Consider the following 21,441-nt stretch of genomic DNA (forward strand, 5'->3'; position numbering starts at 1 on the left):
CTCCAGCTCTTTGTTTCCATGCATGTCGTTGCCTCAAACCCGGGGCCACTTTTGAGCGACATGCATTAGCGGCAACTCGCCTCTCGCCACCTCGGCGGCGTTCGGCTACATCTGCCGGCCGGAGACCCTGAAATGGCTGAACTCGACACCAGAAAGACCATTGTGCTGACCGGCGCCAGCCGCGGTATCGGCCACGCCACGGTCAAGCGCTTTTCGCGCGAGGGCTGGCGCGTCATCACCTGCTCGCGCCAGGCCTTTGCGGAGGATTGCCCGTGGCCGGCGGGGCCGGAAGACCACATCAAGGTTGATCTCGCCGACCAGGAAGATGTCGGCATCGCCGTCTCCGAAATCCGCCACCGGCTGGAAGCGCATGGCGGCCAGCTGCACGCGCTGGTCAACAATGCCGGGATCTCGCCGAAGCTCAAGGACGGCAACGGCCGTATGGACTCGATCGACACGCCGATGCATGTCTGGCGCGATGTGTTCCAGGTCAATTTCTTCGCGCCGATCATGCTGGCGCGCGGCCTGTTCAAGGAACTGGCGGCGGCCAAGGGCTCGATCGTCAATGTCACCTCGATCGCCGGCACCCGCGTGCATCCGTTCGCCGGCACGGCCTATGCGACATCGAAGGCGGCACTCGGCTCGCTGACGCGCGAGATGGCGCATGATTTCGGCCCGCACGGCATCCGCGTCAACGCCATTGCGCCCGGCGAGATCGACACCGCGATCCTGTCGCCGGGCACGGACAAGATCGTCGAGACCATTCCGCTCAGGCGCCTTGGCACCACGGCGGAAGTCGCCGACATCATCTTCTTCCTGTGCTCACAGCAGGCTTCCTATGTGACGGGTTCTGAAATCCACATCAATGGCGGCCAGCACGTGTGAGCGGCCGGCTTCAGGCCGAGGACTGCTCATTCGGCCATGGTGAGAACAGCCTTGCCGCTGAAGCTGCGCTGTCGCAATGCGTCCAGTGCTTGGGTGATGTCTGTCCACGGCATGGTCAAGGCCACGCGCGTTTCGAGCCGGCCGGCTGCGACCAGAGCGAGCAGCGAGGCGATGTCCTCGCCAATGCCTGGACCGGAGGTGTAGTACGCAAAAGTCTGAAGCCTCGCGCCTTCATGATCCGGAACGAACTGGCGGAATCCAATGGGCGTGAGTTCGCCGCTGCTGGAGCCGAACATGACGATCGTCCCGCCAGGTGCGACGCGTTCGATCGCGTGGGCGAGACTTTCGCCGCCGACTGACTCCGTTATCAGCGAAAACGGTCCCTCAGCCAGATCGATCGACTCGACCACCCGCTTGGCTCCCAGACCGCGGAGATCCCCGGCGTGCCGGGCACCGGCGACCGCGGTCACCGACGCGCCTTGCTCGCGGGCGATCTGGACCTGGAAACGACCGACCGCACCGCTTGCCCCGGTGATCAGGACCCGTTGGCCAGTCAGCTCACCGCCATGGCGCAAAGTCCTCAGCGCCGTCGTGCCCGCGACCGGAAGCGTGGCTGCGGAAACGAAGTTGACGTCATCCGGCAGGACCGCGAGACGGTCGGTTGGAACGGCGACCCGTTTGGCCCAGCCGGCCTGGTCGACCAGAGCCGCAACCCGGGCGCCCACGGCTGGCCCCGAACCATCGGCTGCTGCCCGTTCGACAAACCCGACGATGTCCTGGCCCGGTATCCAGCCGTCCGGGCGAATGGCGAGCAAGCGCAGCTCGCCGCGGTTCAACGAGGTTGCGTGGACCGAGACAAGCGCCTCGTTCGAGGCTGCTTGAGGCTCGGCAAGCTCCGCGATCCTCAGTCCGGTCACGCTATCGGAGGAGATGACTAGGGCGAGCATGGTTCATACCTCACTGCTGCGCGATGGACGCCTTCGAACGTTGCTATGCACGGTCTTGCTGGTTCGACTTTGGGGCGACGGCGGCCGCTGGCTGAAGAAAATTCGCCAGCTCCGTGCGCTCCTGAACTGCTCGTTCACAAGCGGAACCTATCGATTTTCCGCTTCGAATAATCTAGATATTGAAGCATCTGATCGCTAAAAACAGTCAATCATGAGACAGCCCCTCCGCTACCCCTGGCTCAATCTCGATGTGGATGATCCGTCCGCGCCGGCGATTGCCGTGCGCGTCGACGTCCCCGAGACTAGAGCGGAGGTACCCGCCCACCGGCATCGCAAAGGGCAGCTCGTCTTCGCGCTCGGAGGCGGTGTCACATGCCACGCCCCCAGCGGCCTGTGGATGGTGCCGCCTCATTGCGGGGTGTGGATTCCCGGTGACATGGAGCACAGCAATGTCGCCCACCGCCAACGCCCGGATTTTTTTCGTGTATATCGAGCCGGGAGCCGCTTATCTGCCGGACAGGTGTTGCACGCTTTCGATTTCGGCGCTGCTGCGCGAACTGATCATCGAGCTGGCTGATGGTGTGCAGGGCGATCAGGCGCGGGATGAGCTGTTGACCAAAACCCTGCTCACTGAGCTGCCGCGTATGCCTGTCCAGCAGTTGCATCTGCCGATCTCATCCGAGCCGCGCTTGCGGCGGATCGCCGAAGCGTTGGCGCAAGATCCTGCCGACCGCAGCACACTGGCAGAATGGGCCAATCGCGTTGCGCTCAGTGAGAGCAGTCTCGCCCGTCTCGTCGTGAAGGAGACTGGCTTAAGCTTCGGGCGCTGGCGTCAGCAATTGCACTTGATCGTCGCGATCCGAGAGCTGGCCTCCGGCGCCAGCGTGCAGCAGGTTTCGGGCGATCTCGGTTATGAATCCGTCACCGCCTTCATCACCATGTTCAAGAAGGCGCTCGGCAAGCCTCCGGCAAAATACCTCGCCAGTGTCGTGCTCCATGGCGGCTCTGCATTCGTCGCGTGATCAACCTGCCTGCGAGCAGATGGCCGCCTGCGAGCAGGCGGTCGAGATCGACACGGCAATCTGTCGCCGAGCAGGATCGGCTTAGGCAGCGGACGGTTCGGCAGCCCCCGGCTTGTGGCCAAGCACCTCTTCGACAATGCCGCGGGCGATTTCGCGCTCGCCCATGATCACCGTGTCGGCGCCGAGGCCCTTGAGGTGCTCGACCTCGGCGTCGGAATGGGCACGGGCGATGACGTTGATGCCGGGGTTGGCGGCACGTGCCCTGAGCACGATCTGGCCGGCCTCGAAGGCATTGGGAATGGCCAGGATCAGCCGCTTCGCGCCTTCGGGATTGGCGGCGGCAAACACTTCGGCGTTGGCCGCGTTGCCGGAGACCGTCTCGATGCCATCGGCCTTCAGTCTGGCCAGTGTCTTGTCGGCATCCTCGACCACCAGGAAGGGCAGCGCGGCCTCTTTCAGCGACGCACCGACGAGACTGCCGACGCGGCCATAGCCGATCAGGATGGCGTGGTCGGTGAGGATTGTCCTGGGCGGCGGCCCGTCTTCCGCTTTTGTCGGGGCTGCAACAGAGGCCACATGGCCCGGTTCCGTTGCCGGACCAACCGGCTTTGCCTCGACCGGCGGTGCCGTCCTGGCAGCGCGCCGCTCCAGCCATGGCTTCATCCAGTCGATGGCCAGGAACATCAGCGGGTTCAGCACGATCGACAGGATGGCGCCGGCCAGAATCAGGTCGCGGCCTTGTTCGGGCAACAGTTTCAGCCCGACGCCGAGCTCGGCCAGGATGAAGGAGAATTCGCCGATCTGGGCAAGGCTTGCCGAGATCATCAGTGCGGTGGCCAGGGGATAGCCGAAGGCAATGACGATGACGAACGCCGCCAGTGATTTGCCGATGACGATGATGGCCAGCGTCGCCAGGATTGGCCAGCCATTGCTGATCAGGCTGAACGGGTCGAACAGCATCCCGACCGAAACGAAGAACAGCACCGAAAAGGCGTCGCGCAGCGGCAGCGATTCTTCCGCCGCGCGGTGGCTGAGCTCGGACTCGCTCATGATCATGCCGGCAAAGAAGGCGCCTAGCGCCAGCGAGACCCCGAACAGCTTGGCCGCGCCGAAGGCGACGCCGAGCGCTATGGCGAGCACCGCCAGCCGGAACAATTCGCGCGAGCCGGTGTGGGCGACATAGTGCAGGATCCAAGGAATGACCCGGCGGCCGACCACCAGCATGACGACGACGAAAGCGGCGACCTTGGCCAGTGTGATGCCGACGACGCCCCAGATGCCGTAGCTGGCCGGCAGCGACAGCAGGCCGCTCGCATGGGTGTCCACCTGCTCCTGGCCACCGAGCACGCCGGCCAGCGCCGGCAGCAGCACCAGCGCCAGCACCATGGCCAGATCCTCGACGATCAGCCAGCCGACGGCGATGCGGCCGCGCTCGGTCTCGATCATCCGTCGCTCCTGCAGCGCGCGCAGCAGCACCACGGTCGAGGCGACCGACAGCGCCAGGCCGAAAACCAGCCCCGCGCCCATCGACCAGCCGAGCATCCACGACATCCCGGCGCCGAGCGCGGTGGCAAAGCCGATCTGGACGATGGCGCCGGGCACGGCGATGGCGCGCACCGACAGAAGGTCCTTCAACGAGAAGTGCAGGCCGACGCCGAACATCAGCAGGATGACGCCGATTTCGGCCAGTTCGTTGGCAAGGCCGGCATCGGCGACGAAGCCGGGCGTGTTCGGCCCAACCAGCACGCCGGCTACGAGATAGCCGACCAGCGGCGGGATGCGGAAGCGGTTGGCGAGAGCCCCGAAGACGAAAGCCAGCCCCAGACCGGCGACGATGGTGGCGATAAGGGGCGTGTCATGCGGCATTGTCTATGGAGCGCCTTTCAGAACCAGCAATGTTGGATGGGCGCCGCCCGAAGCCGCCGCCTGTTTGCAATATGGTGGATCGGGTGTCGGCGATGCAACCCGCAAAGCCATGAAATCGACGGTGCGGCCGCAAAAACTTGACCGGCGGCCGAAGAAGCCGCCGGTCGGATTTGAAGTCGCGCGATGATGTTCCGTTTCGATCCGGCGCGATCGATCGACAACGATCAGGCTGCCTGCAGCAGGGCCTCGATCTCGAATATGGCGTGGTTGGTCAGTGTCTTGGGAATTTCAGCGGTCACTTTGTCCCCGACTTCCTTGTGCAGCTTCTTGCGCATTGTCCCAAGCAGCATCGGTGGTGCGACAAGCACGATCTCGTTGAACTCGCCGCTATGCGCGAGCTTGTAGAGCCGGGCGGCGATCTCGTCGGCGAAACGCTCCTTGCCGATGCGGTGCCAGTCCGTATCCTCGACCGCGCTGCGGTGTACGGAGGGACCATCATTGTATCGGCCCGGGCTGTCACTGCCTTGCTCGCGGGTGGGCGGGTTGTCTTGCTGCATTTCCTGCACCACCTCGAGATTCGGATATTTGTTGTCGCCGGCGTTCCTGAGGAAAAGCGCCTTCTCGCCATCGGCCACCATGACCCAGATGCCGTGCTTCAGATTGATTGTGCTCATGATGACAGGTTCCTTCTTGGGCCGCCCGGGCATCTTGTGACATGCCGCGGCCGGGTTTCGATCCGACGTGATGGGCTTTTTGGGGAACGCGCCCCGAACCGGTAATGTTCCAACCAGGCCCTCGCGGGTGTGGGCCGTTCGGGTTGCCCAACGCCTGCGGCTTTAATCTACTAAATTGGTAGAATTTAGAAAAAACTGTTTTGCGACATTTCTCGTCGGGCGCTAAAAGACCTACAAATCAAGGCCTGCGACAGCAGCTTGAATCCGCTCCATCCGCCAACGAGGAATATTTTTCTCTTGGTCGGGATGCTTTCAGAAAAGCGATTGCATCCCGACAGGCGATGCGCGAGTGCGTTCCTTCTGGTTTTTCGCGCCCGCGCGTAGAACTGCAAGCCCGTTCAGGATTCCGCTCGCGCCCATGTCGCACACTGCTCCCAAACTCAATGCCTTCCCCGTCTTCATGCGGGTCGAGGGGCAGACCGTGGCCATCGTCGGCGGCGGCGAAGAGGCGCTGGCCAAGGCGCGGCTGATCGGACAGTCGAGCGCGGTCCTGCGGATCATCGCGGAACACGCCGAGCCCGACCTGCTGGCCTTCATCGCCCAGACCGGCACGAACCATTTTGCCGCCGCTTACGGCGCGTCGCAGCTCGAAGGCGCGGTCATGGTGTTTGCCGCCAGTGGCGACGAGGAACTCGACCGCCGCGTGGCCGCAGATGCGCGGCGCTTAAGCATTCCGGTCAATGCCGTCGATCGGCCCGAGCTTTGCGATTTCTTCACGCCGGCGCTGGTCAACCGCGCGCCGGTCGCCATCGCCATCGGCACGGAAGGTGCGGGCCCGGTGCTTGCCCAGATGCTGCGCGGCCGCATCGACCGCATGCTGTCGCCGTCGCTCGGGCCGCTGGCAATTCTTGCCGCTTCGTTTCGCGGTGCTGCCGAGAAGCTGCTGCCGAGAGGCAATGCCCGCCGTCGCTTCTGGAATGATTTCTTCGCTGGCGCTCCTGCCCGAGCTGCTGAAGCCGGCCAGCTTTCGCAAGCACATGACGCCGCCGTCGATCTTCTGCTGTCGAACACGCCTGCTTGCGGCCATGTCGCGCTGGTCGGCGCCGGCCCTGGGGCCGAAGATCTTTTGACCTTGCGTGCCCATCGTTTGCTGATGGAAGCCGATGTCATCGTCCATGATGCGCTGGTGCCGGAGGCGGTCGTTGCCATGGGCCGCCGTGATGCCGAGCGCCTGCCGGTGGGAAAACGCAAGGGCTGCCACACCAAGAGCCAGGCTGAGATCAATGCGCTGCTGGTCGAGCTTGGCCGTGAAGGCAAGCGTGTCGTGCGGCTGAAGTCGGGCGATCCGCTGGTCTTCGGCCGGGCCGGCGAAGAGATGGCGGCACTGCGTGATGCCGGCATTGCCTATGAGGTGGTTCCGGGCGTCACCGCGGCCTTTGCCGCCGCCGCCGATTTCGAACTGCCACTGACCTTGCGCGGTGTTTCCTCGTCGATGGTGTTCACGACCGGCCACGACCTCAAGGGCAATTCGCTGCCCGACTGGGCCAAGCTCGCCATTTCGGGCGCCACCGTCGCCGTCTATATGGGCCGCTCGGTGGCGGCCGAGGTCGCCGGCCGGCTGATCGAGGCCGGGCTGTCGCCGGATACGGCGGTGGCCGTGGTGGAGAACGCCAGCCTCGCCAACCGGCGTCGGTTCCATGGCACGCTTGCCGACCTGCCCTCGCTGGAAGCGCGCGCCGATCTTTCCGGTCCGGTCATGACCATCATCGGCGATGCGGTTGCCGGCGCCAACTTTGAACGGTCCGAACCGCTCGCGGCACACAGGCATGAAGGCGCGTCCAGTTCGGTCGCCGAAGGAGTTCAGCAATGAAGATACTGACCGCCAACCGCCTCACCGACGGCATTGCCGTATGGTATGCCGACGGCGGCTGGGCCGAGACGGTGAACCATGCCGATCTTGCCCATGACAAGGCGGCGGAGGATCGCCTGGAGGCGATTGGCGCCAAGGCCTATGCCGCCAACGAAGTGGTCGACGTCAATTTGATCGATGCCGATGTCGTCAACGGCGTCGTCGAGCCGGTGCGGTTGCGCGAGAAGATCCGTGCTGCCGGCCCGACAATCCGCAACGATCTCGGCAAACAGGCTGGCAAGCAATCGACTTGGGCAGCCTAACCAAGACACCAGGCATGGGCGGACGCGCCCTGAAAGACGAAGCATGTACCGTTACGATGAGTTCGACCACGATTTTGTCCAGGCCCGCGTCGCCGAGTTCAGCGACCAGGTCCAGCGCCGCCTTGCCGGCGAGATCACCGAGGACCAGTTCCGGCCGCTCAGGCTGATGAACGGCGTCTACCTTCAGTTGCATGCCTACATGCTGCGCATCGCGGTGCCCTATGGCACGCTGAACGGCAAGCAGTTGCGCATGCTCGGCCACATCGCCCGCAAATACGACAAGGGCTACGGCCATTTCACCACGCGCCAGAACATCCAGTTCAACTGGCCGGCACTGTCGGACATTCCAGCGATCCTGGCCGATCTGGCAAGCGTCGAGATGCACGCCATCCAGACAAGCGGCAATTGCATCCGCAACGTCACCGCCGACCATTTCGCCGGTGCCGCAGCCGATGAGGTCGCCGATCCGCGCCCCTATGCGGAAATCCTGCGCCAGTGGTCGTCAGTGCATCCGGAGTTCTCGTTCCTGCCGCGCAAGTTCAAGATCGCGGTGACGGGCGCCGAGCGCGACCGCGCCGCCATCCAGACCCACGACATCGGCCTGCACCTGAAGAAGAACGCTGCCGGCGAACTGGGTTTCGCCGTCTATATCGGCGGCGGCCAGGGCCGCACGCCAATGGTGGCCCGCAAGATCCGCGACTTCCTGCCGGAAGCCGACCTTCTGTCCTACTGCACGGCGATCCTGCGCGTTTACAACCTCTATGGCCGCCGCGACAACAAGTACAAGGCGCGCATCAAGATCCTCGTCCACGAGACCGGCGTCGAGGAAATCACCCGCCAGGTCGAGGCCGAATGGCAGGAATTGAAGGACGCCGAGCTGAAGCTGCCGGAAGCGGATATCCGCGCCATCGAGGCCTATTTCGCGCCGCCGGCGTTGACCGAGCGGCCGGAAGGCGACCAGGCGGTCAAGCTGGCGCGTCTGGATTCCAAAGGGTTCTCGGAGTGGCTCGACCAGAATGTCGTGACGCATCGCCATCCCGACTACGCGGCGGTGACGATCTCGCTCAAGGGCATCGGCGAGGTGCCGGGTGATGCCTCGGACAGCCAGATGGAAGCGGTGGCCGACATCGCCGAGACATATGCCTTTGACGAGCTGCGCGTCAGCCATGAGCAGAACCTGATCCTGCCGCATGTGGCGCGCGCCGACCTCAAGGCGGTCTATGATGCGCTGGTCGGCATCGGCCTGGCGACGGCCAATTCCAATTTGATATCGGACATCATCGCTTGCCCGGGTCTGGATTATTGCGCGCTGGCCACGGCGCGCTCGATCCCGATCGCGCAGGAAATCTCGCGCCGCTTCGCCTCGCTGGAGCGGCAGCGCGAGATCGGCGAACTGAAGCTGAAGATCTCCGGCTGCATCAATGCCTGTGGCCATCACCATGTCGGCCATATCGGCATCCTCGGTGTCGAGAAGAAGGGCTCCGAGCTCTATCAGGTGACGCTGGGCGGCTCGGCCGACGAGAACACCTCGGTCGGCGAGATCATCGGCCGCGGCTTCTCCTCGGAAGAGATCACCGACGCCATCGAGCAGATCGTCGAGACCTATCTCGGCCTTCGGCTCGACCCACAAGAGAAATTCATCGACGCCTACCGCCGAGTCGGTCCCGCGCCGTTCAAGGAGGCGCTCTATGCTGGCGAAGCCAAGGCCGCTTGACCGTATTGCCGACGTCGATGACGGCATCGCCGCCAAGGCGGCGGGACTCGATGCGCTTTACGGTCATCTGAAGCCGCTCGAGATCATCGAACGCTCGGCCCGCGAACTGTTTCTCGACGAGATCGCCGCGGTGTCGTCGTTCGGCGCGGACTCGGCTGTGCTGCTGCACATGATCGCCAAGATCGACCGGACGCTGCCGGTCATCTTCCTCGACACCGGCAAGCATTTCGAAGAGACGCTCGGCTATCGCGACGCGCTTGCCGCCGATTTCGGGCTGACCAACATTAGAGTGATCAAGCCCGAGGAAGCGGCGCTCGAACGGATCGATCCGACGGGCAATCTGCATCTGAGCAACACCGACGCCTGCTGCGACGTGCGCAAGGTTGAGCCGCTGGCGCGTGGCGTTGCCCCCTTCCGTGCCTGGTTCACCGGCCGCAAGCGCTTCCAGGCCTCGACCCGGGCAGCACTTCCGGTGTTCGAAGCAGTCGGCCCGCGCATCCGTATCAATCCGCTGGCACACTGGACGACATCGGACCAGGCCGACTATATGCGCGCGCATGCGCTGCGCGAAAATCCGCTGGTCGCCTATGGCTATCTGTCGATCGGCTGCTTCCCGTGCACGCAGCCGGTGCAGCCGGGCGAGGACGCGCGCAGCGGCCGCTGGGCCGGTCATGCCAAGACCGAGTGCGGCATTCACCTGTCGGGACTGGAGAAGTCGCTGACCGACGCATCCCTTTAGGGTATTTTGATATTCAGCCGGCCTGCAAACGGCAGCTTCCTGCGCTTCCGGTGCTCACGTACTTCAAGTACGCTCCGGTCGTCGCAGGGCGACCCCGGAAGCCATCATTTTCGGTGCGGCCTGACCTGACCCTCGACACACAATGAGCTTCTTTGAGTTTTTAGGAATTTTTGATGACTGAACCGACGATACTGGAGACCCGCCTCTGGACCCCGACGGGTTTTCGCGAGGACGAGTGGACGCATGCCGAAAGCGCGGACGCGCTTTTCGGCAATGGCCGCTTCATCCTGCCACTGCAGGCGTTCCTCGATCTCGATCCAGAGGTCCGCCGGTCCGCCAGCGAACGGCTCGGGGTGGCGCTGCAGCCGGGCGATCAGCTTGAGAAGATTGCCGACCTGCTCGACCAGTTGTCGCTGGTGGCGCTGGCCTTCCCGGCCTTCAGCGATGGCCGCTCCTTCTCCAAGGGCGAACTGCTGCGCAGCCGCTATCATTTCGAGGGGGCGGTGCGCGCCACCGGGCAGGTTCTGGTCGACCAGTTGCCGCATATGTTGCGGCTTGGCTTCGACGAGTTCGAGATTTCGAATCCGGTGCTGTTGAAGCGCTTGGAAGAGGGCCGTACCGGCGGGTTGGGGCTCTACTATCAGCCAGCCGCCGTATCGGAGCCCAACGGCCCAAAATATTCCTGGCGCCGCCTTCGCAACAGCTGACGCAGCGGTAATTCCCGACGTCTTTACATCGGCTCTGATCGGGCCTTCTCTGGGGCTATCCGTACGGAAATATCCGCCGGGTGCGAGGAGGAGACCATGGATTTCGACTACGTCATTGCCGGCGGCGGTTCCGCCGGCTGTACGCTTGCCGCGCGGCTCTCCGAAGTTCCATCGAAAACGGTCTGCCTGATCGAAGCCGGCGGCGAGGGCAAGGATCTGCTCATCCGTACCCCGGCAGGCGTCATTGCGCTGCTGCCCGGCCGGCCGAAAATCAACAACTGGGCTTTCGAGACCGTGCCGCAACAAGGTCTTGGCGGCCGCAAGGGCTACCAGCCGCGCGGCAAGACGCTGGGCGGTTCGAGCGCCATCAACGCCATGCTCTATGTCAGGGGCCACCGCAGCGACTATGACGAATGGGCCGATCTCGGCTGCGACGGCTGGTCGTGGGACGAGGTGCTGCCCTATTTCCGGCGTGCGGAAGGCAACCAGCGCGGCACGGATGCCCTGCACGGCGGCGACGGACCGCTGCGCGTCGCCGAGCAGCAAGAGCCGCGCGCTCTCTCGAGGGCCTTTGTCGAGGCTTGTGGCGAAAACCAGATCCGCCGCAACGATGATTTCAACGGGGTCGAACAGGAAGGGGCCGGACTTTATCAAGTCACGCAATTCTGGGGCGAAGGCCGCAGCGGCGAGCGCTGCTCAGCGGCCGCCGCCTATCTGCATCCCGCCATGGACCGGCCAAACCTTACCGTCGTAACTGGAGCGCACGCCACGGGCATCGTCCTTGACGGCAAGCGGGCCACCGGTGTGCGCTACCGCGTGGGCAAGGGCGAAGCTGTCGCGAAAGCCAGGCGCGAGGTCATTGTCTGCGGTGGTGCCTTCGGCTCGCCGCAGCTCTTGTTGCTGTCCGGGATCGGGCCGGCCGTCGAGCTCGCAGCGCACGGAATTCCGATCATTCATGAACTGCCTGGTGTCGGCAAGAACCTGCAGGATCATCTCGATTTCATCATGGGCTGGACATCGAAGGATGCCGACATGATGGGCATCGGCCTGCGCGGCCTGCCTAGCCTGCTGCGGCATCTGCGGCGCTGGCGCAAGGATGGCGGCGGCATGATCGCCACGCCCTACGCGGAGGGCGGCGCTTTCCTCAAATCCGACCCGGCAGTCGACCGGCCCGACCTGCAACTGCATTTCTGCATCGCCATCGTCGATGACCATGGCCGCAAGCTGCATATGGGCTATGGCTTCTCATGCCATGTCTGCGTGCTGCGGCCGCAGTCGCGCGGTGAGGTCGGGCTGTCGACGCCAGACCCGCTGGCGCCACCGCGCATCGATCCTCGATTTCTGTCCGACGAACGCGACGCCGAGCTTTTGCTCAAGGGCGCCAGAATGATGCGCGCCATATTGGAGGCGCCGGCGCTGGCCAAATACCGCCATAAGGAAATCTACACCGCCGGCGTTTCGAGCGATGCCGAGCTGATGGCGCATATCCGGGCTCGTGCCGATACGATCTATCACCCGGTCGGCACCTGCAAGATGGGCATCGATGACATGGCGGTGGTCGATCCGCAACTGCGCGTGCGCGGCATTCAAGCCTTGCGGGTCGTCGACGCCTCGGTGATGCCGACACTGATCGGTGGCAACACCAATGCGCCGACCATCATGATCGCCGAAAAGGCAGCTGATATGATCAAGGCTGCCTGATCGGGATTCTGGTCGAACCAGTGGTGCTGGTTTTGCCTGTTGTGGAATATCCTGTGATGATGCCGGCGCCAATCGACATCAACTGGTCGTACCAATTGTGCGATTTGCGCTTTCCCTTTCGCGATCCTGCCCTTAGGATAGGTTCATTATTTCGCGATCCGAAATAAATATGGCCACAAGGGAGGAATCGGGAATGGCTGGCAAGAAGATACTGATGCTCGTTGGCGAGTTCAGCGAGGAATATGAGATTTTCGTCTTTGAACAGGCGATGCATGCGGTTGGCCACACCGTGCATGTCGTCTGCCCGGACAAGAAGGCGGGCGATATATTGAAGACGTCGCTGCACGACTTCGAAGGCCACCAGACCTACACGGAAAAGCTCGGCCACGACTACATCCTCAACAAGACGTTTTCCGAGGTGGACCCGGCCGGATACGATGCCGTCTACGCGGCGGGCGGGCGCGGGCCGGAATACATCCGCATCGACAAGCGGGTACAGGCGCTGGTGCGGCATTTCCACGAGGCCGGCAAGCCGATCTTCACCATCTGCCATGGCGTGCAGATCCTGATCGCGGTGGATGGCGTGGTGCGGGGCCGGGAAGTCGCCGCGCTCCATTACTGCGAGCCGGAGGTCACGCTGGCCGGTGGCATCTATATCGACGTCGCGCCGACCGGCGCCCATGTCGACGGCAATCTCGTTTCAGCCAAGGGCTGGCCGGGCCTGTCCAACTTCATCCGCGAATGCCTGAAGGTGCTGGGCACCGAGATCCGCCATGGCGAGATCCTGATGCGCGACGAGCGTCAGGCGGCCTGATCCAGGATTTTGGAGGCCGCCGTGCCAATGGCGCGGCGGTCTTTCTACACCGCCAGCCGCGCCTCGCGGAACGACACCAGTTTGCGGCGGTTTTCGTCCCACAATGCCAGTTTGACGCAGCGCAGGCTTTCGAGCAGCGTGACGCGGCCGATGCTGCGCAGTTCGGGATAATCCCGCAGCACTTCCTGCAGCCGGTAACACGGTACCTTGGCGGAGAGGTGGTGGACGTGGTGGACACCGATATTGCCGGTAAACCAGTTCAGCACCGGCGGCAGGTCGTAATAGGACGATCCGTGCAGGGCGGCGTGCTGGAATTCCCAGTCGGCATCCTTCGCCCATTCCGTTTCCTCGAACTGGTGCTGGACGTAGAACAGCCAGATGCCGGCCGAACCGGCGAGGATGACGATCGGCAGATGGACCACCAGGAACGCGCCGGGGCCAACGAACCAGATGAGGAGGGCTGCTGCAACTGCGATACCAAGATTGGTGGTCATCGACGATACCCAGGGCGTCAGGCCGCCGCGCATCATGCCGACGGGCAGCCTTTGCTCGAAGATGAACAGCCAGATCGGCCCGAGCCCGAACATCACCAGCGGGTGGCGATAGAGACGATAGGCAAGACGGCCTCGCCATGACATTTGCCGGTATTCGGCAACGGTCAGCGTCCTGATGTCGCCCATGCCGCGTTCGTCAAGATTGCCGGCGCTGGCGTGGTGCGTCGCGTGAGCGCGCCGCCAGCAGTCGTAGGGTGTCAGCGTCAGGATGCCGAGCGCGCGGCCGATCCAGTCGTCCGCGTAGCGATTGGCGAAGAAGGAGCCGTGGCCGCAATCGTGCTGGATCATGAAGATGCGAACCAGAAACCCGGCCGCGGGAAGGATCAGGATCAGTCCCCACCAATGGCCATAGGCATAGGCTGCCGAGGACAATCCCCAGAGCACGGCGAACGGGATGAGTGTGATGGCAAGTTCGATGGTGCTGCGTCGCCTGTCAGGCTTCTTGTAGCGCGCCAGAATCTTCAACCAGGCGCGCTTGCTGTTGGCGACCGCCTCAGGGGAAATCATGTTCATCAGGAAGCATAGGCGGGGTGCCCCGCCACCGCAAGACAACAATCACGCAAAATTACTGTGCGTAATTGTCGCGTGGCTTGGCGGCCGAGCCAGCCAACCGCAAGCCCGACCCGCTTGATGATACGCCGCCGAAGCGGCTGGCTTTCAAGCCCGATCGTTCAGGAATCCGAAGCTCTCTTTGTCGTCTGAGCATCGGGTTTTCCAGTTTTGGGGGCCGATCTTCATTCGCGATCGAGGATAGGGCAGCCGCGCTCGGTTCCGAAGGTCACGCGCACGCGGTCGCCCCGCTGTATGCCACGGACCCGGATCTCCCGGCGGCCGACGGCCTCTATCCTGGCGCGGCGGATGCCCATTCGGTCCGCCTTGTCGAGAGCCCGGTCTTCCGTGCAGCCTCGCGACTGACGGCGGTCGCGCCGGTCGTCGCGACGGGGACCTTCACAATCGTCATAGGCGGGATCGCAATCTTCCATGAGCTTCAGCCGCGGGCCATGTTTGCCCAATTGCAGCTGCAGATCTTCTGCTTGTGCCGGAAAGGCCACCAAGGTGACGGCGCCGAGGCCGACAAGCGCCGAAAGCAATGATGTGATCGAAACCTTGCGCATTACGTCCTCCATTTGAACCACAACGCATCCATCCTTAGATGGTTCGGCTCTCTCAGGCTATTGCCGATAGAGGTTTGCTGCCAAGATTGGTCGTCGTGTTACCGTCGGCGCCAGCCGACGTCACCGTTCTCCGCTCCGTCGAGGCGGTCGAGCAGCTCTCTGAAGCGGTCGGGAAGGTCGGCCTCGGTGCGGAAGGCCGGCAAGGTGCGCAGAAAGCGCGTCACCGTCTCGGCGCCGAACTGACGCCTGACCTCGGTGGCCAGCCCTTCTACCTTTTCGCCCTTGTTGCGGGTCATCATCTCAAAATCCTGTGTCGGCTTCGAAACTCCTCCAGCAGGGGAATGGTTCCCCCATCACGCCGTTGTGGCAAGCAAAGCCGGCGGTCAGGGTAAAATTTGAATTAAAATCGAAATGTCTTGCCTGTCGTTGCTCAGCCCTGACTGATCGCCTCCACAATCGCTTACCCCTTGATTTTTGGCCGCCGAACCTCGATATCGGGCACAAAATCCACATCATTCGAGATTGACGGGAAACGGCGATGAGCGACCAGGCAAAAGACGAACGCGCGCCCGATGAAGTCGAGGCAACCGAGGCCACTGCCGAGCGCACGGAAGGCAGCATCGACGGCGACTATGAAGCCCTTGTGCGGCTGCTGAAGGAAAATGAAGAGCTGAAGGACCGCGCGCTGCGCGTGGCGGCCGAGATGGAAAACTTGCGTCGCCGCACGGCGCGCGACGTGCATGACGCGCGCACCTACGCGGTCGCGAATTTCGCTCGCGACATGCTGTCGGTGTCGGACAATCTGCGCCGCGCGCTGGACGCGATTCCCGCCGAGGCCAAGGCGTCGGGTGACACCGGCTTCAAGGCGCTGATCGAAGGCGTCGACTTGACCGAGCGCGCCATGCTGTCGGCACTGGAACGGCACGGGGTCAAGAAGCTCGCGCCGGAAGGCGAGAAGTTCGATCCCAATTTCCACCAGGCGATGTTCGAAGTGCCCAACCCGGATGTCCCGGCCAATACGGTGGTCCAGGTCGTGCAGCCGGGCTATTCGATCGGCGACCGCGTGCTGCGTCCAGCCATGGTCGGCGTCGCCAAGGGCGGCCCGAAGCTCGCCGCTGCCGAAGCGCCAGTCGAGCCGGGGCCTGTCAATGAGCAGGCCGAGAAAGATGCTTAATTGAGGGCAGTAGGGGGGGTAAGGCAGTAGGGCAGTAGGGCAGCAGGTAAAAAGGGGAGTCGCACCAAGGGTGCGGCTTCGTGCTAAACATACTGCCCTATTCCCTTGCTCCCTGGCCTGCCATGAACCCCATCGCGCTTCTCGACTATGCCGGTGTCGCCGTCTTCGCGGCGACCGGGGCGCTTGCGGCTTCGCGCAAGCAGCTCGACATTATCGGCTTCCTGTTCCTGGCCAGCGTCACAGGGATAGGCGGCGGCACGCTTCGCGACGTCATCCTCAACCTGCCGGTTTTCTGGGTCGCCAACTCCGGTTATGTGCTGATCTGCGCCGTGGTTGCGGTGCTGGTCTTCTTCAGCGCGCATCGTGTCGAATCGCGCTGGAAATGGCTGCTCTGGCTCGACGCCATCGGGCTCGCCGCCTTTTCGGTGATGGGCGCGGCCAAGGGACTGGCGATTACCGGTTCGCCGGTCGTCTCCGTCGTCACCGGCGTGCTCACCGCCACCTTCGGCGGCATTCTGCGCGATCTCCTGGCCGGCGAGCCATCGGTGCTGCTCAGGCCTGAAATCTACGTCACAGCGGCCCTTGCGGGTGCCGGCCTCTACACACTTGGCGACCTTGCCGGGCTGCCGCCGCTCGCCTCCGACCTCGCCGGTTTTGCGGCGGCGTTCCTGGTGCGTGGCGGCGCGCTCAAATTCGGCTGGTCGTTTCCGTCCTACAAGAGCCGACCAGGCCGGCGGCCGGAAGATATTCGGTGAAGAGAGGGAATAGGGAATAGTCACAAGAGCGTGAATCGTGGCGTCTTCTCTACTGCCTACTGCCTACTGCCTACTGCCTACTGCCTACTGCCTACTCACGCAGCGAAGCGCTGGGCTTCCCCGCCATAATAGTTGACGTAGCGGGCGCCGATTTCCTTGACCGGCATCACGACGAAGACGTCGACCGTCGAGAATTCGCGGTCGATGACGCAGCCGTCACCGATGCGGGCACCGACGCGCAGGTAGCCCTTGACCAAAGGCGGCATCGCAGCGATCGCCGCCTTGGCATTGACGGCCTCGATCGGCATCAGATCCATCGAGCAGTAGCGCCCGGACACGGCGCGCACGTCCCAGGCCGAATTCGTCCGGCAGTGGTGGGCGAGGTAGGTGAGCGCCTCTGCATGCGCTGCAGGCACGGTGCCGTGGAAGGACGCGCAACCGGTCATCACGCCGATTTCGTAATGGTTGATATAGGCCCAGATCCCTTGCCACAGCGCCTCGATGGTGCGCTTCGAGCGGTATTCCGGCAAAACGCAGGAGCGGCCGAGCTCGAGAAAACGCTGGCCGGGGTGACGGGCAATGAGCTTGGTCAGCTCAAATTCACCTTCCGAATAGAACCCTCCGGCCGTGGCCGCGATTTCTTGCCGCAGCAGCCGATAGGTGCCGACGATGCGGCGATGTTCGGGACCGGAAAGCGTGGTGTCCAAAACCAGCAGGTGGTCGCAGAGCGGATCGAACCGGTCAGCGTCACGGCGGTCATGGGCCCGGAACAGGTCCTTCTTGGCGCCAAGTTCATCGTAGAACACCCGGTAGCGCACTTCCTGCGCGGCCGCGATCTCGGCCTCGTTGCGAGCGAGCCGCACTTCAAGATTGCCTATACGGCCCAGTGCCGCGCCCTTTATGACGGAATCGACGTTACGTCCGGCAAGCAAGGCGCTGCTGGCGTTCGGCCGAGTGTCACATTCCGGCATAACTGTATGCACGAGTGATTCTCCTTCGAGCCATCCCTCTTGGCACGGGGATACGGTGTAGGTGCAACAGGATTGTGACAGTACCGTGATACGAGGTCGTGGGCAATACTTCGTCGGCTGGCGAATACGATCAACCGGCTACGTTTAAGTGATCGCACGGCGCGGAATGGGCGATGGAAAGCTCAGGCCGCGACCTGTCCCTCGACGGCATTGACCAGCGCCTCAGGGTCGAGCGGCTTGGTGACAAAGCCGCTGGCGCCATGGGCCAAAACCGCATGGCGGGTCTTTTCCTGGCTGTCGGCCGACAGCACCATGATCGGCACCGGGGACACGGCGGTTTCTTCCTCATGGCGGCGGATGGCGGCAATCGCGTCCAGCCCGTCCATGACCGGCATATGCAGATCCATCAAGACCACGTCGAAGCGGTCCCTGTGCCCGGCGCCGGTGACAGCTTCGACGGCGGCCTTGCCGTTGCCGACCACCTTGACGCGATGCCCTGCCTTCAACAGCGTGGCGCGGGCCAGCATGGCATTGATGTCATTGTCCTCGGCGATCAGCACCGACAGGCCCCGCTGGCGGTTGCCGACGGCGCGCAGCGACGGCGCGCCGCGCTTTTCCGGCTGCGGCTGGGCGAGGCTGGGAGCATGGCTGCTCAACAGCACACGCAGAAGCGTTCCGCCACGCACTGGCCTGGCCAGGAAGGTCGCGTAGCCGCTGGCGCGGAACTCGCCAAGCATGCCGCGGTCGGTCGGCGCGATCAGCGTGATGGCCTCGCAGTCGGAGAAACCGCTCTGGCGCAGGCGCTTGAGCAGCCTTCCATCGCTTTCTTCCATGGCCGCATCGACCAGAATCACATCGCAGCCGGCGGCGAAGGGCGCGGCCTGCGCAGCGGTGGTGGCGACGTCGACCGCGCCGCCATTGGCGCGGATGGTGCGGGCGATGGCGTCGGCCTCGACGGTGTTTTTCGACAGGATCACCGCGTGCCTGCCCGAGAGCGCGTTCTGGCGGCCCTGCGGCGCTTCGGTTGCCGCTATCGCCGGGATTTCGAAGACGAATTCGGAACCTTGGCCGAGCCGGCTGGATACCGAGATCGTGCCGCCCATGGCGGCCACCAGGCGCCTGGAGATGGCAAGACCGAGGCCGGCCCCGCCATGCGTGCGCGTCGACGTGCCGTCGGCCTGCTCGAACTCCTCGAAAATGCGATCCAGGTCCTCATCATGCAGGCCCGGACCGGTATCGGCGATGGTGAAGCATACGCGGTCGCTGGTTTCGGTGCGCGCGCGTGCGATGCTCACCAACACGCCGCCGCTGTCGGTGAACTTGATGGCGTTGCCGATAAGGTTGAGCAGCACCTGCCTGACCTTACCCGGATCGGCGGTGATCAATTGCGGCACGTCGGGTTCGACATGGCAGCCTAGCCCGATACCCTTGGCGAAGGCGCGCGCGGCCAGCAACTCGATGATGTTGTCGGCGATCTCGCGCACCGACATCGGCTGTGGCTCCGGGTCGAAGCGCCCGGCTTCGATCTTGGAGTAGTCGAGAAGATCCTCGATCAGGGCGAGCAATGCGCTGGCCGAGGTCGAGACGGCGCCGACATAGGTCTGCTGCTCCGGCGACAGGCTGGTGTCGGCCAGCAACCTGGCCATGCCCATGATGCCGTTCATCGGCGTGCGGATTTCATGGCTGACGGTGGCGAGGAAGCGCGATTTGGCCTGGCTGGCATATTCGGCCCGCTCACGTGCGGTGATCAGCGAGGATTCGGCGCGTTTGCGGGCGGTGATGTCGCGAGCGATCGCACGATGCGAAACCGCATCGCTGTCCTTGTCACGCACCGACAGTTCGATCCACGAGAACCAACGCGGGCCGCTCGGCGTACTGATGGCGACATCGGTGGAACTCAGGCACTCATGGTCGGAAAAGGCGGCATCGGGAACGATGCCAACCTCAATGCCGAGTGCCGCCAGGGTCTTGCCGGCAAGGTCGCGTTGATCGACTTCGACGAGATCGGCGAAGACCTTGTTGGCATAGACGATGTAGCCATCGCGGTCGCGATGGATGACGAGATCACCAAGCGCGTCGATCAGGCCGCGAAAGCGCTCATCGCTCTCCTGCATTTCCCACATGCGGTCGGCCAGCGTCTCGATCTCGGCGCGGCTGCGGGCAGTGGTTTCGTCAAGAAGGGCGGCGGTGCGGTGTTCGCTCCGCCTGGCGCGCAGATGTACGGCAAGACCGGCAAGGCCGGTTGCCAGCAATGCGACGCTGATGAAGATCGGTGCCCCGGTCAGATGCGCCAGCCCGGCCACCACCACGATGGCGACGAATGTCAGAAAGGGCAGGCCTTCGCGCCCGGAGAATTCCGGCTCGGGCACCAGCGACGGCGCGGCGACGAAGCGCCGCGTCGACGTCGGCGGGGGCGCCGCATCGACGTCGTCGCCAGTGTCCGCCTCTTGGCTGCCGGATTCCGCGATCATGCGAAATCCTTGCCAGACAGAGATTATGGAAAATTGCGGCGGATCGTTCGAATTTTAGCGGATGAGCGCTTTTTGCCGCCGCAGCGGCGGATTTGCCACCAGACATGGCGGTTTCCGTCCGCCTTCCCGGCAGTCGAGCGGGTTCACATGTCCACGACGACGCGGCCGCGGATCTTGCCGTCGACGATGTCGCGCGCGGCATCGATGATACCGTCGAAACCGATGGTCCTGGACAGGCTGGCGAGCTTCTGCAGATCGAGATCGGTGCCGATGCGTCGCCATGCCTCGAGGCGGACCGCCTTCGGCGCCATCACCGAATCGATGCCGAGCAATGAGACGCCACGCAGGATGAAGGGGGCCACGCTGGTCGGCAGGTCCATGCCGCCGGCCAGGCCGCAGGCGGCGACCGCGCCGCCATAGGAGGTCATCGAGAGCACATTGGCCAGCGTGTGGCTGCCGACCGCGTCGACGCCGCCGGCCCAGCGCTCCTTGGCCAGCGGCTTGGCCGGCTGGGCAAGCTCGTCGCGCGATATCACTTCGGCGGCGCCAAGGTCGATCAAATAGGGGCTTTCGGCATTGCGGCCAGTGGAGGCAATGACATGGTAGCCGAGGCTGGACAGGATCGAGACCGCGACCGAGCCGACACCGCCGGCCGCCCCCGTCACCACCACCGGGCCGCGATCGGGCAGGATGCCGTGCCGCTCCAGCGCCATGACGCAGAGCATGGCGGTGTAGCCGGCGGTGCCGACGGCCATCGCGTCATGCGGGCTGATGCCTTGCGGTAGCGGCACCAGCCAGTCGCCCTTGACGCGGGCGCGGCCGGCGTAGGCGCCGAAATGGGTTTCGCCGACGCCCCAGCCGTTCAGGATGGCCTTGTCTCCGGCGCGCCAGTCGGGATGGGAAGACGAGATGACGGTGCCGGCGAAATCGATACCCGGCACCAGCGGCCAGCGGCGGATCACCGGCGCCTTGCCCGTGATCGCCAGACCATCCTTGTAGTTCACCGTCGTCGCCTCGACCGCGACGGTGACATCGCCTTCCATCAAGTCGGCGTCGGTGAGATCGGTCACGGTGACCGACTGCTTTTTCTCGGCGTCACGCGAAATGAGGATGGCTTTGAAGGTTTCGGACATCTCTTTCTCCGCGATCTTGTTTGGTGA

General features: G+C 63.9%; 19 protein-coding genes and 1 pseudogene. 11 read left to right on the forward strand and 9 right to left on the reverse strand.

Features of this window, described 5'->3' with window-relative positions; translation table 11 throughout:
* Positions 1–132: 132 nt before the first annotated feature.
* Positions 133–885, forward strand: a complete 753-nt coding sequence (locus ACZ89F_RS00620) for an SDR family NAD(P)-dependent oxidoreductase (protein WP_056594919.1) — start codon at positions 133–135, stop codon at positions 883–885.
* Positions 886–911: 26 nt separating this feature from the next.
* Here the strand turns inward: ACZ89F_RS00620 and ACZ89F_RS00625 are convergent, their stop codons facing one another.
* Complete coding sequence (locus ACZ89F_RS00625; protein WP_476089951.1) at positions 912–1,832, reverse strand: zinc-binding dehydrogenase; 921 nt, start codon at positions 1,830–1,832, stop codon at positions 912–914.
* 211 nt (positions 1,833–2,043) lie between these two features.
* On the opposite strand from ACZ89F_RS00625, the pseudogene ACZ89F_RS00630 reads away from it, so the two are divergent.
* Positions 2,044–2,854, forward strand: a pseudogene (locus ACZ89F_RS00630) (AraC family transcriptional regulator).
* Positions 2,855–2,935: 81 nt separating this feature from the next.
* Here the strand turns inward: ACZ89F_RS00630 and ACZ89F_RS00635 are convergent.
* Together ACZ89F_RS00635 and ACZ89F_RS00640 are read right to left on the reverse strand one after the other, a co-directional pair.
* Positions 2,936–4,720 carry a cation:proton antiporter domain-containing protein gene (locus tag ACZ89F_RS00635; protein WP_476089952.1) on the reverse strand — a complete coding sequence of 595 codons (1,785 nt, stop codon included), beginning with the start codon at positions 4,718–4,720 and terminating at the stop codon, positions 2,936–2,938.
* Between the two features lie 224 nt (positions 4,721–4,944).
* Positions 4,945–5,394: a baeRF12 domain-containing protein gene (locus ACZ89F_RS00640; protein ID WP_126070546.1), complete on the reverse strand. Its 450-nt coding sequence runs from the start codon at positions 5,392–5,394 to the stop codon at positions 4,945–4,947.
* A gap of 418 nt (positions 5,395–5,812) precedes the next feature.
* Between ACZ89F_RS00640 and cysG the strand changes: the two genes are divergently transcribed.
* The 7 genes from cysG (at position 5,813) to ACZ89F_RS00675 (ending at position 13,241) form a co-directional block, all read left to right on the forward strand.
* Entirely contained in the window at positions 5,813–7,264 is a 1,452-nt protein-coding gene (gene cysG / locus ACZ89F_RS00645) for a siroheme synthase CysG (RefSeq protein WP_476089953.1), read from the forward strand.
* The gene (locus ACZ89F_RS00650; protein ID WP_476089954.1) at positions 7,261–7,566 is read left to right on the forward strand and encodes a DUF2849 domain-containing protein; all 306 of its coding nucleotides are present in this window, start codon (positions 7,261–7,263) and stop codon (positions 7,564–7,566) included. The genes cysG and ACZ89F_RS00650 overlap by 4 nt, the downstream gene beginning before the upstream one ends.
* A gap of 43 nt (positions 7,567–7,609) precedes the next feature.
* Positions 7,610–9,280 carry a nitrite/sulfite reductase gene (locus ACZ89F_RS00655; protein WP_476089955.1) on the forward strand — a complete coding sequence of 557 codons (1,671 nt, stop codon included), beginning with the start codon at positions 7,610–7,612 and terminating at the stop codon, positions 9,278–9,280.
* Entirely contained in the window at positions 9,255–10,019 is a 765-nt protein-coding gene (locus ACZ89F_RS00660) for a phosphoadenylyl-sulfate reductase (protein ID WP_476089956.1), read from the forward strand. The genes ACZ89F_RS00655 and ACZ89F_RS00660 overlap by 26 nt, the downstream gene beginning before the upstream one ends.
* Before the next feature lie 173 nt (positions 10,020–10,192).
* Positions 10,193–10,726, forward strand: coding sequence for a DUF934 domain-containing protein (locus ACZ89F_RS00665; RefSeq protein ID WP_476089957.1), 534 nt, complete (start codon positions 10,193–10,195; stop codon positions 10,724–10,726).
* A gap of 96 nt (positions 10,727–10,822) precedes the next feature.
* Positions 10,823–12,427 carry a GMC family oxidoreductase gene (locus ACZ89F_RS00670; protein WP_476089958.1) on the forward strand — a complete coding sequence of 535 codons (1,605 nt, stop codon included), beginning with the start codon at positions 10,823–10,825 and terminating at the stop codon, positions 12,425–12,427.
* Positions 12,428–12,620: 193 nt separating this feature from the next.
* A complete protein-coding gene (locus ACZ89F_RS00675; RefSeq protein ID WP_136618515.1) occupies positions 12,621–13,241 on the forward strand; it encodes a DJ-1/PfpI family protein in 621 nt (206 codons plus the stop codon).
* Between the two features lie 44 nt (positions 13,242–13,285).
* Here the strand turns inward: ACZ89F_RS00675 and ACZ89F_RS00680 are convergent, their stop codons facing one another.
* The 3 genes from ACZ89F_RS00680 to ACZ89F_RS00690 form a co-directional block, all read right to left on the reverse strand.
* Positions 13,286–14,308, reverse strand: coding sequence for a fatty acid desaturase (locus ACZ89F_RS00680; protein WP_476089959.1), 1,023 nt, complete (start codon positions 14,306–14,308; stop codon positions 13,286–13,288).
* A 221-nt stretch (positions 14,309–14,529) separates the two neighbouring features.
* Positions 14,530–14,910 carry a hypothetical protein gene (locus ACZ89F_RS00685; RefSeq protein ID WP_476089960.1) on the reverse strand — a complete coding sequence of 127 codons (381 nt, stop codon included), beginning with the start codon at positions 14,908–14,910 and terminating at the stop codon, positions 14,530–14,532.
* 98 nt (positions 14,911–15,008) lie between these two features.
* Positions 15,009–15,209, reverse strand: a complete 201-nt coding sequence (locus ACZ89F_RS00690; protein WP_476089961.1) for a hypothetical protein — start codon at positions 15,207–15,209, stop codon at positions 15,009–15,011.
* A gap of 239 nt (positions 15,210–15,448) precedes the next feature.
* Between ACZ89F_RS00690 and grpE the strand changes: the two genes are divergently transcribed.
* Together grpE and ACZ89F_RS00700 are read left to right on the forward strand one after the other, a co-directional pair.
* Positions 15,449–16,084, forward strand: a complete 636-nt coding sequence (gene grpE / locus ACZ89F_RS00695) for a nucleotide exchange factor GrpE (protein ID WP_476089962.1) — start codon at positions 15,449–15,451, stop codon at positions 16,082–16,084.
* A gap of 122 nt (positions 16,085–16,206) precedes the next feature.
* Positions 16,207–16,839, forward strand: coding sequence for a trimeric intracellular cation channel family protein (locus ACZ89F_RS00700; protein ID WP_476097189.1), 633 nt, complete (start codon positions 16,207–16,209; stop codon positions 16,837–16,839).
* 95 nt (positions 16,840–16,934) lie between these two features.
* On the opposite strand, the gene olsB is transcribed toward ACZ89F_RS00700, so the two are convergent.
* From olsB to acuI, 3 genes are all read right to left on the reverse strand, one after another.
* Complete coding sequence (gene olsB / locus ACZ89F_RS00705; RefSeq protein ID WP_476097190.1) at positions 16,935–17,810, reverse strand: l-ornithine N(alpha)-acyltransferase; 876 nt, start codon at positions 17,808–17,810, stop codon at positions 16,935–16,937.
* Between the two features lie 182 nt (positions 17,811–17,992).
* Complete coding sequence (locus ACZ89F_RS00710) at positions 17,993–20,281, reverse strand: hybrid sensor histidine kinase/response regulator (protein WP_476089963.1); 2,289 nt, start codon at positions 20,279–20,281, stop codon at positions 17,993–17,995.
* Positions 20,282–20,424: 143 nt separating this feature from the next.
* Positions 20,425–21,414, reverse strand: a complete 990-nt coding sequence (acuI, locus tag ACZ89F_RS00715) for an acrylyl-CoA reductase (NADPH) (RefSeq protein ID WP_476089964.1) — start codon at positions 21,412–21,414, stop codon at positions 20,425–20,427.
* Positions 21,415–21,441: the final 27 nt, after the last annotated feature.

It is taken from the genome of Mesorhizobium sp. USDA 3734 (genome assembly GCF_056279665.1).

Excerpts from the sequence above, each read along its gene's own strand:
- ACZ89F_RS00685 (WP_476089960.1), bottom strand. The coding sequence starts at position 14,910 with ATGCGCAAGGTTTCGATCACATCATTGCTTTCGGCGCTTGTCGGCCTC.
- ACZ89F_RS00620 (WP_056594919.1), top strand. The coding sequence starts at position 133 with ATGGCTGAACTCGACACCAGAAAGACCATTGTGCTGACCGGCGCCAGC.
- ACZ89F_RS00690 (WP_476089961.1), bottom strand. The coding sequence starts at position 15,209 with ATGATGACCCGCAACAAGGGCGAAAAGGTAGAAGGGCTGGCCACCGAG.
- ACZ89F_RS00710 (WP_476089963.1), bottom strand. The coding sequence starts at position 20,281 with ATGATCGCGGAATCCGGCAGCCAAGAGGCGGACACTGGCGACGACGTC.
- ACZ89F_RS00655 (WP_476089955.1), top strand. The coding sequence starts at position 7,610 with ATGTACCGTTACGATGAGTTCGACCACGATTTTGTCCAGGCCCGCGTC.
- ACZ89F_RS00625 (WP_476089951.1), bottom strand. The coding sequence starts at position 1,832 with ATGCTCGCCCTAGTCATCTCCTCCGATAGCGTGACCGGACTGAGGATC.
- cysG (WP_476089953.1), top strand. The coding sequence starts at position 5,813 with ATGTCGCACACTGCTCCCAAACTCAATGCCTTCCCCGTCTTCATGCGG.
- ACZ89F_RS00675 (WP_136618515.1), top strand. The coding sequence starts at position 12,621 with ATGGCTGGCAAGAAGATACTGATGCTCGTTGGCGAGTTCAGCGAGGAA.
- ACZ89F_RS00700 (WP_476097189.1), top strand. The coding sequence starts at position 16,207 with ATGAACCCCATCGCGCTTCTCGACTATGCCGGTGTCGCCGTCTTCGCG.
- grpE (WP_476089962.1), top strand. The coding sequence starts at position 15,449 with ATGAGCGACCAGGCAAAAGACGAACGCGCGCCCGATGAAGTCGAGGCA.
- ACZ89F_RS00635 (WP_476089952.1), bottom strand. The coding sequence starts at position 4,720 with ATGCCGCATGACACGCCCCTTATCGCCACCATCGTCGCCGGTCTGGGG.
- ACZ89F_RS00670 (WP_476089958.1), top strand. The coding sequence starts at position 10,823 with ATGGATTTCGACTACGTCATTGCCGGCGGCGGTTCCGCCGGCTGTACG.
- ACZ89F_RS00665 (WP_476089957.1), top strand. The coding sequence starts at position 10,193 with ATGACTGAACCGACGATACTGGAGACCCGCCTCTGGACCCCGACGGGT.
- acuI (WP_476089964.1), bottom strand. The coding sequence starts at position 21,414 with ATGTCCGAAACCTTCAAAGCCATCCTCATTTCGCGTGACGCCGAGAAA.
- ACZ89F_RS00660 (WP_476089956.1), top strand. The coding sequence starts at position 9,255 with ATGCTGGCGAAGCCAAGGCCGCTTGACCGTATTGCCGACGTCGATGAC.
- ACZ89F_RS00680 (WP_476089959.1), bottom strand. The coding sequence starts at position 14,308 with ATGAACATGATTTCCCCTGAGGCGGTCGCCAACAGCAAGCGCGCCTGG.
- olsB (WP_476097190.1), bottom strand. The coding sequence starts at position 17,810 with ATGCCGGAATGTGACACTCGGCCGAACGCCAGCAGCGCCTTGCTTGCC.
- ACZ89F_RS00640 (WP_126070546.1), bottom strand. The coding sequence starts at position 5,394 with ATGAGCACAATCAATCTGAAGCACGGCATCTGGGTCATGGTGGCCGAT.
- ACZ89F_RS00650 (WP_476089954.1), top strand. The coding sequence starts at position 7,261 with ATGAAGATACTGACCGCCAACCGCCTCACCGACGGCATTGCCGTATGG.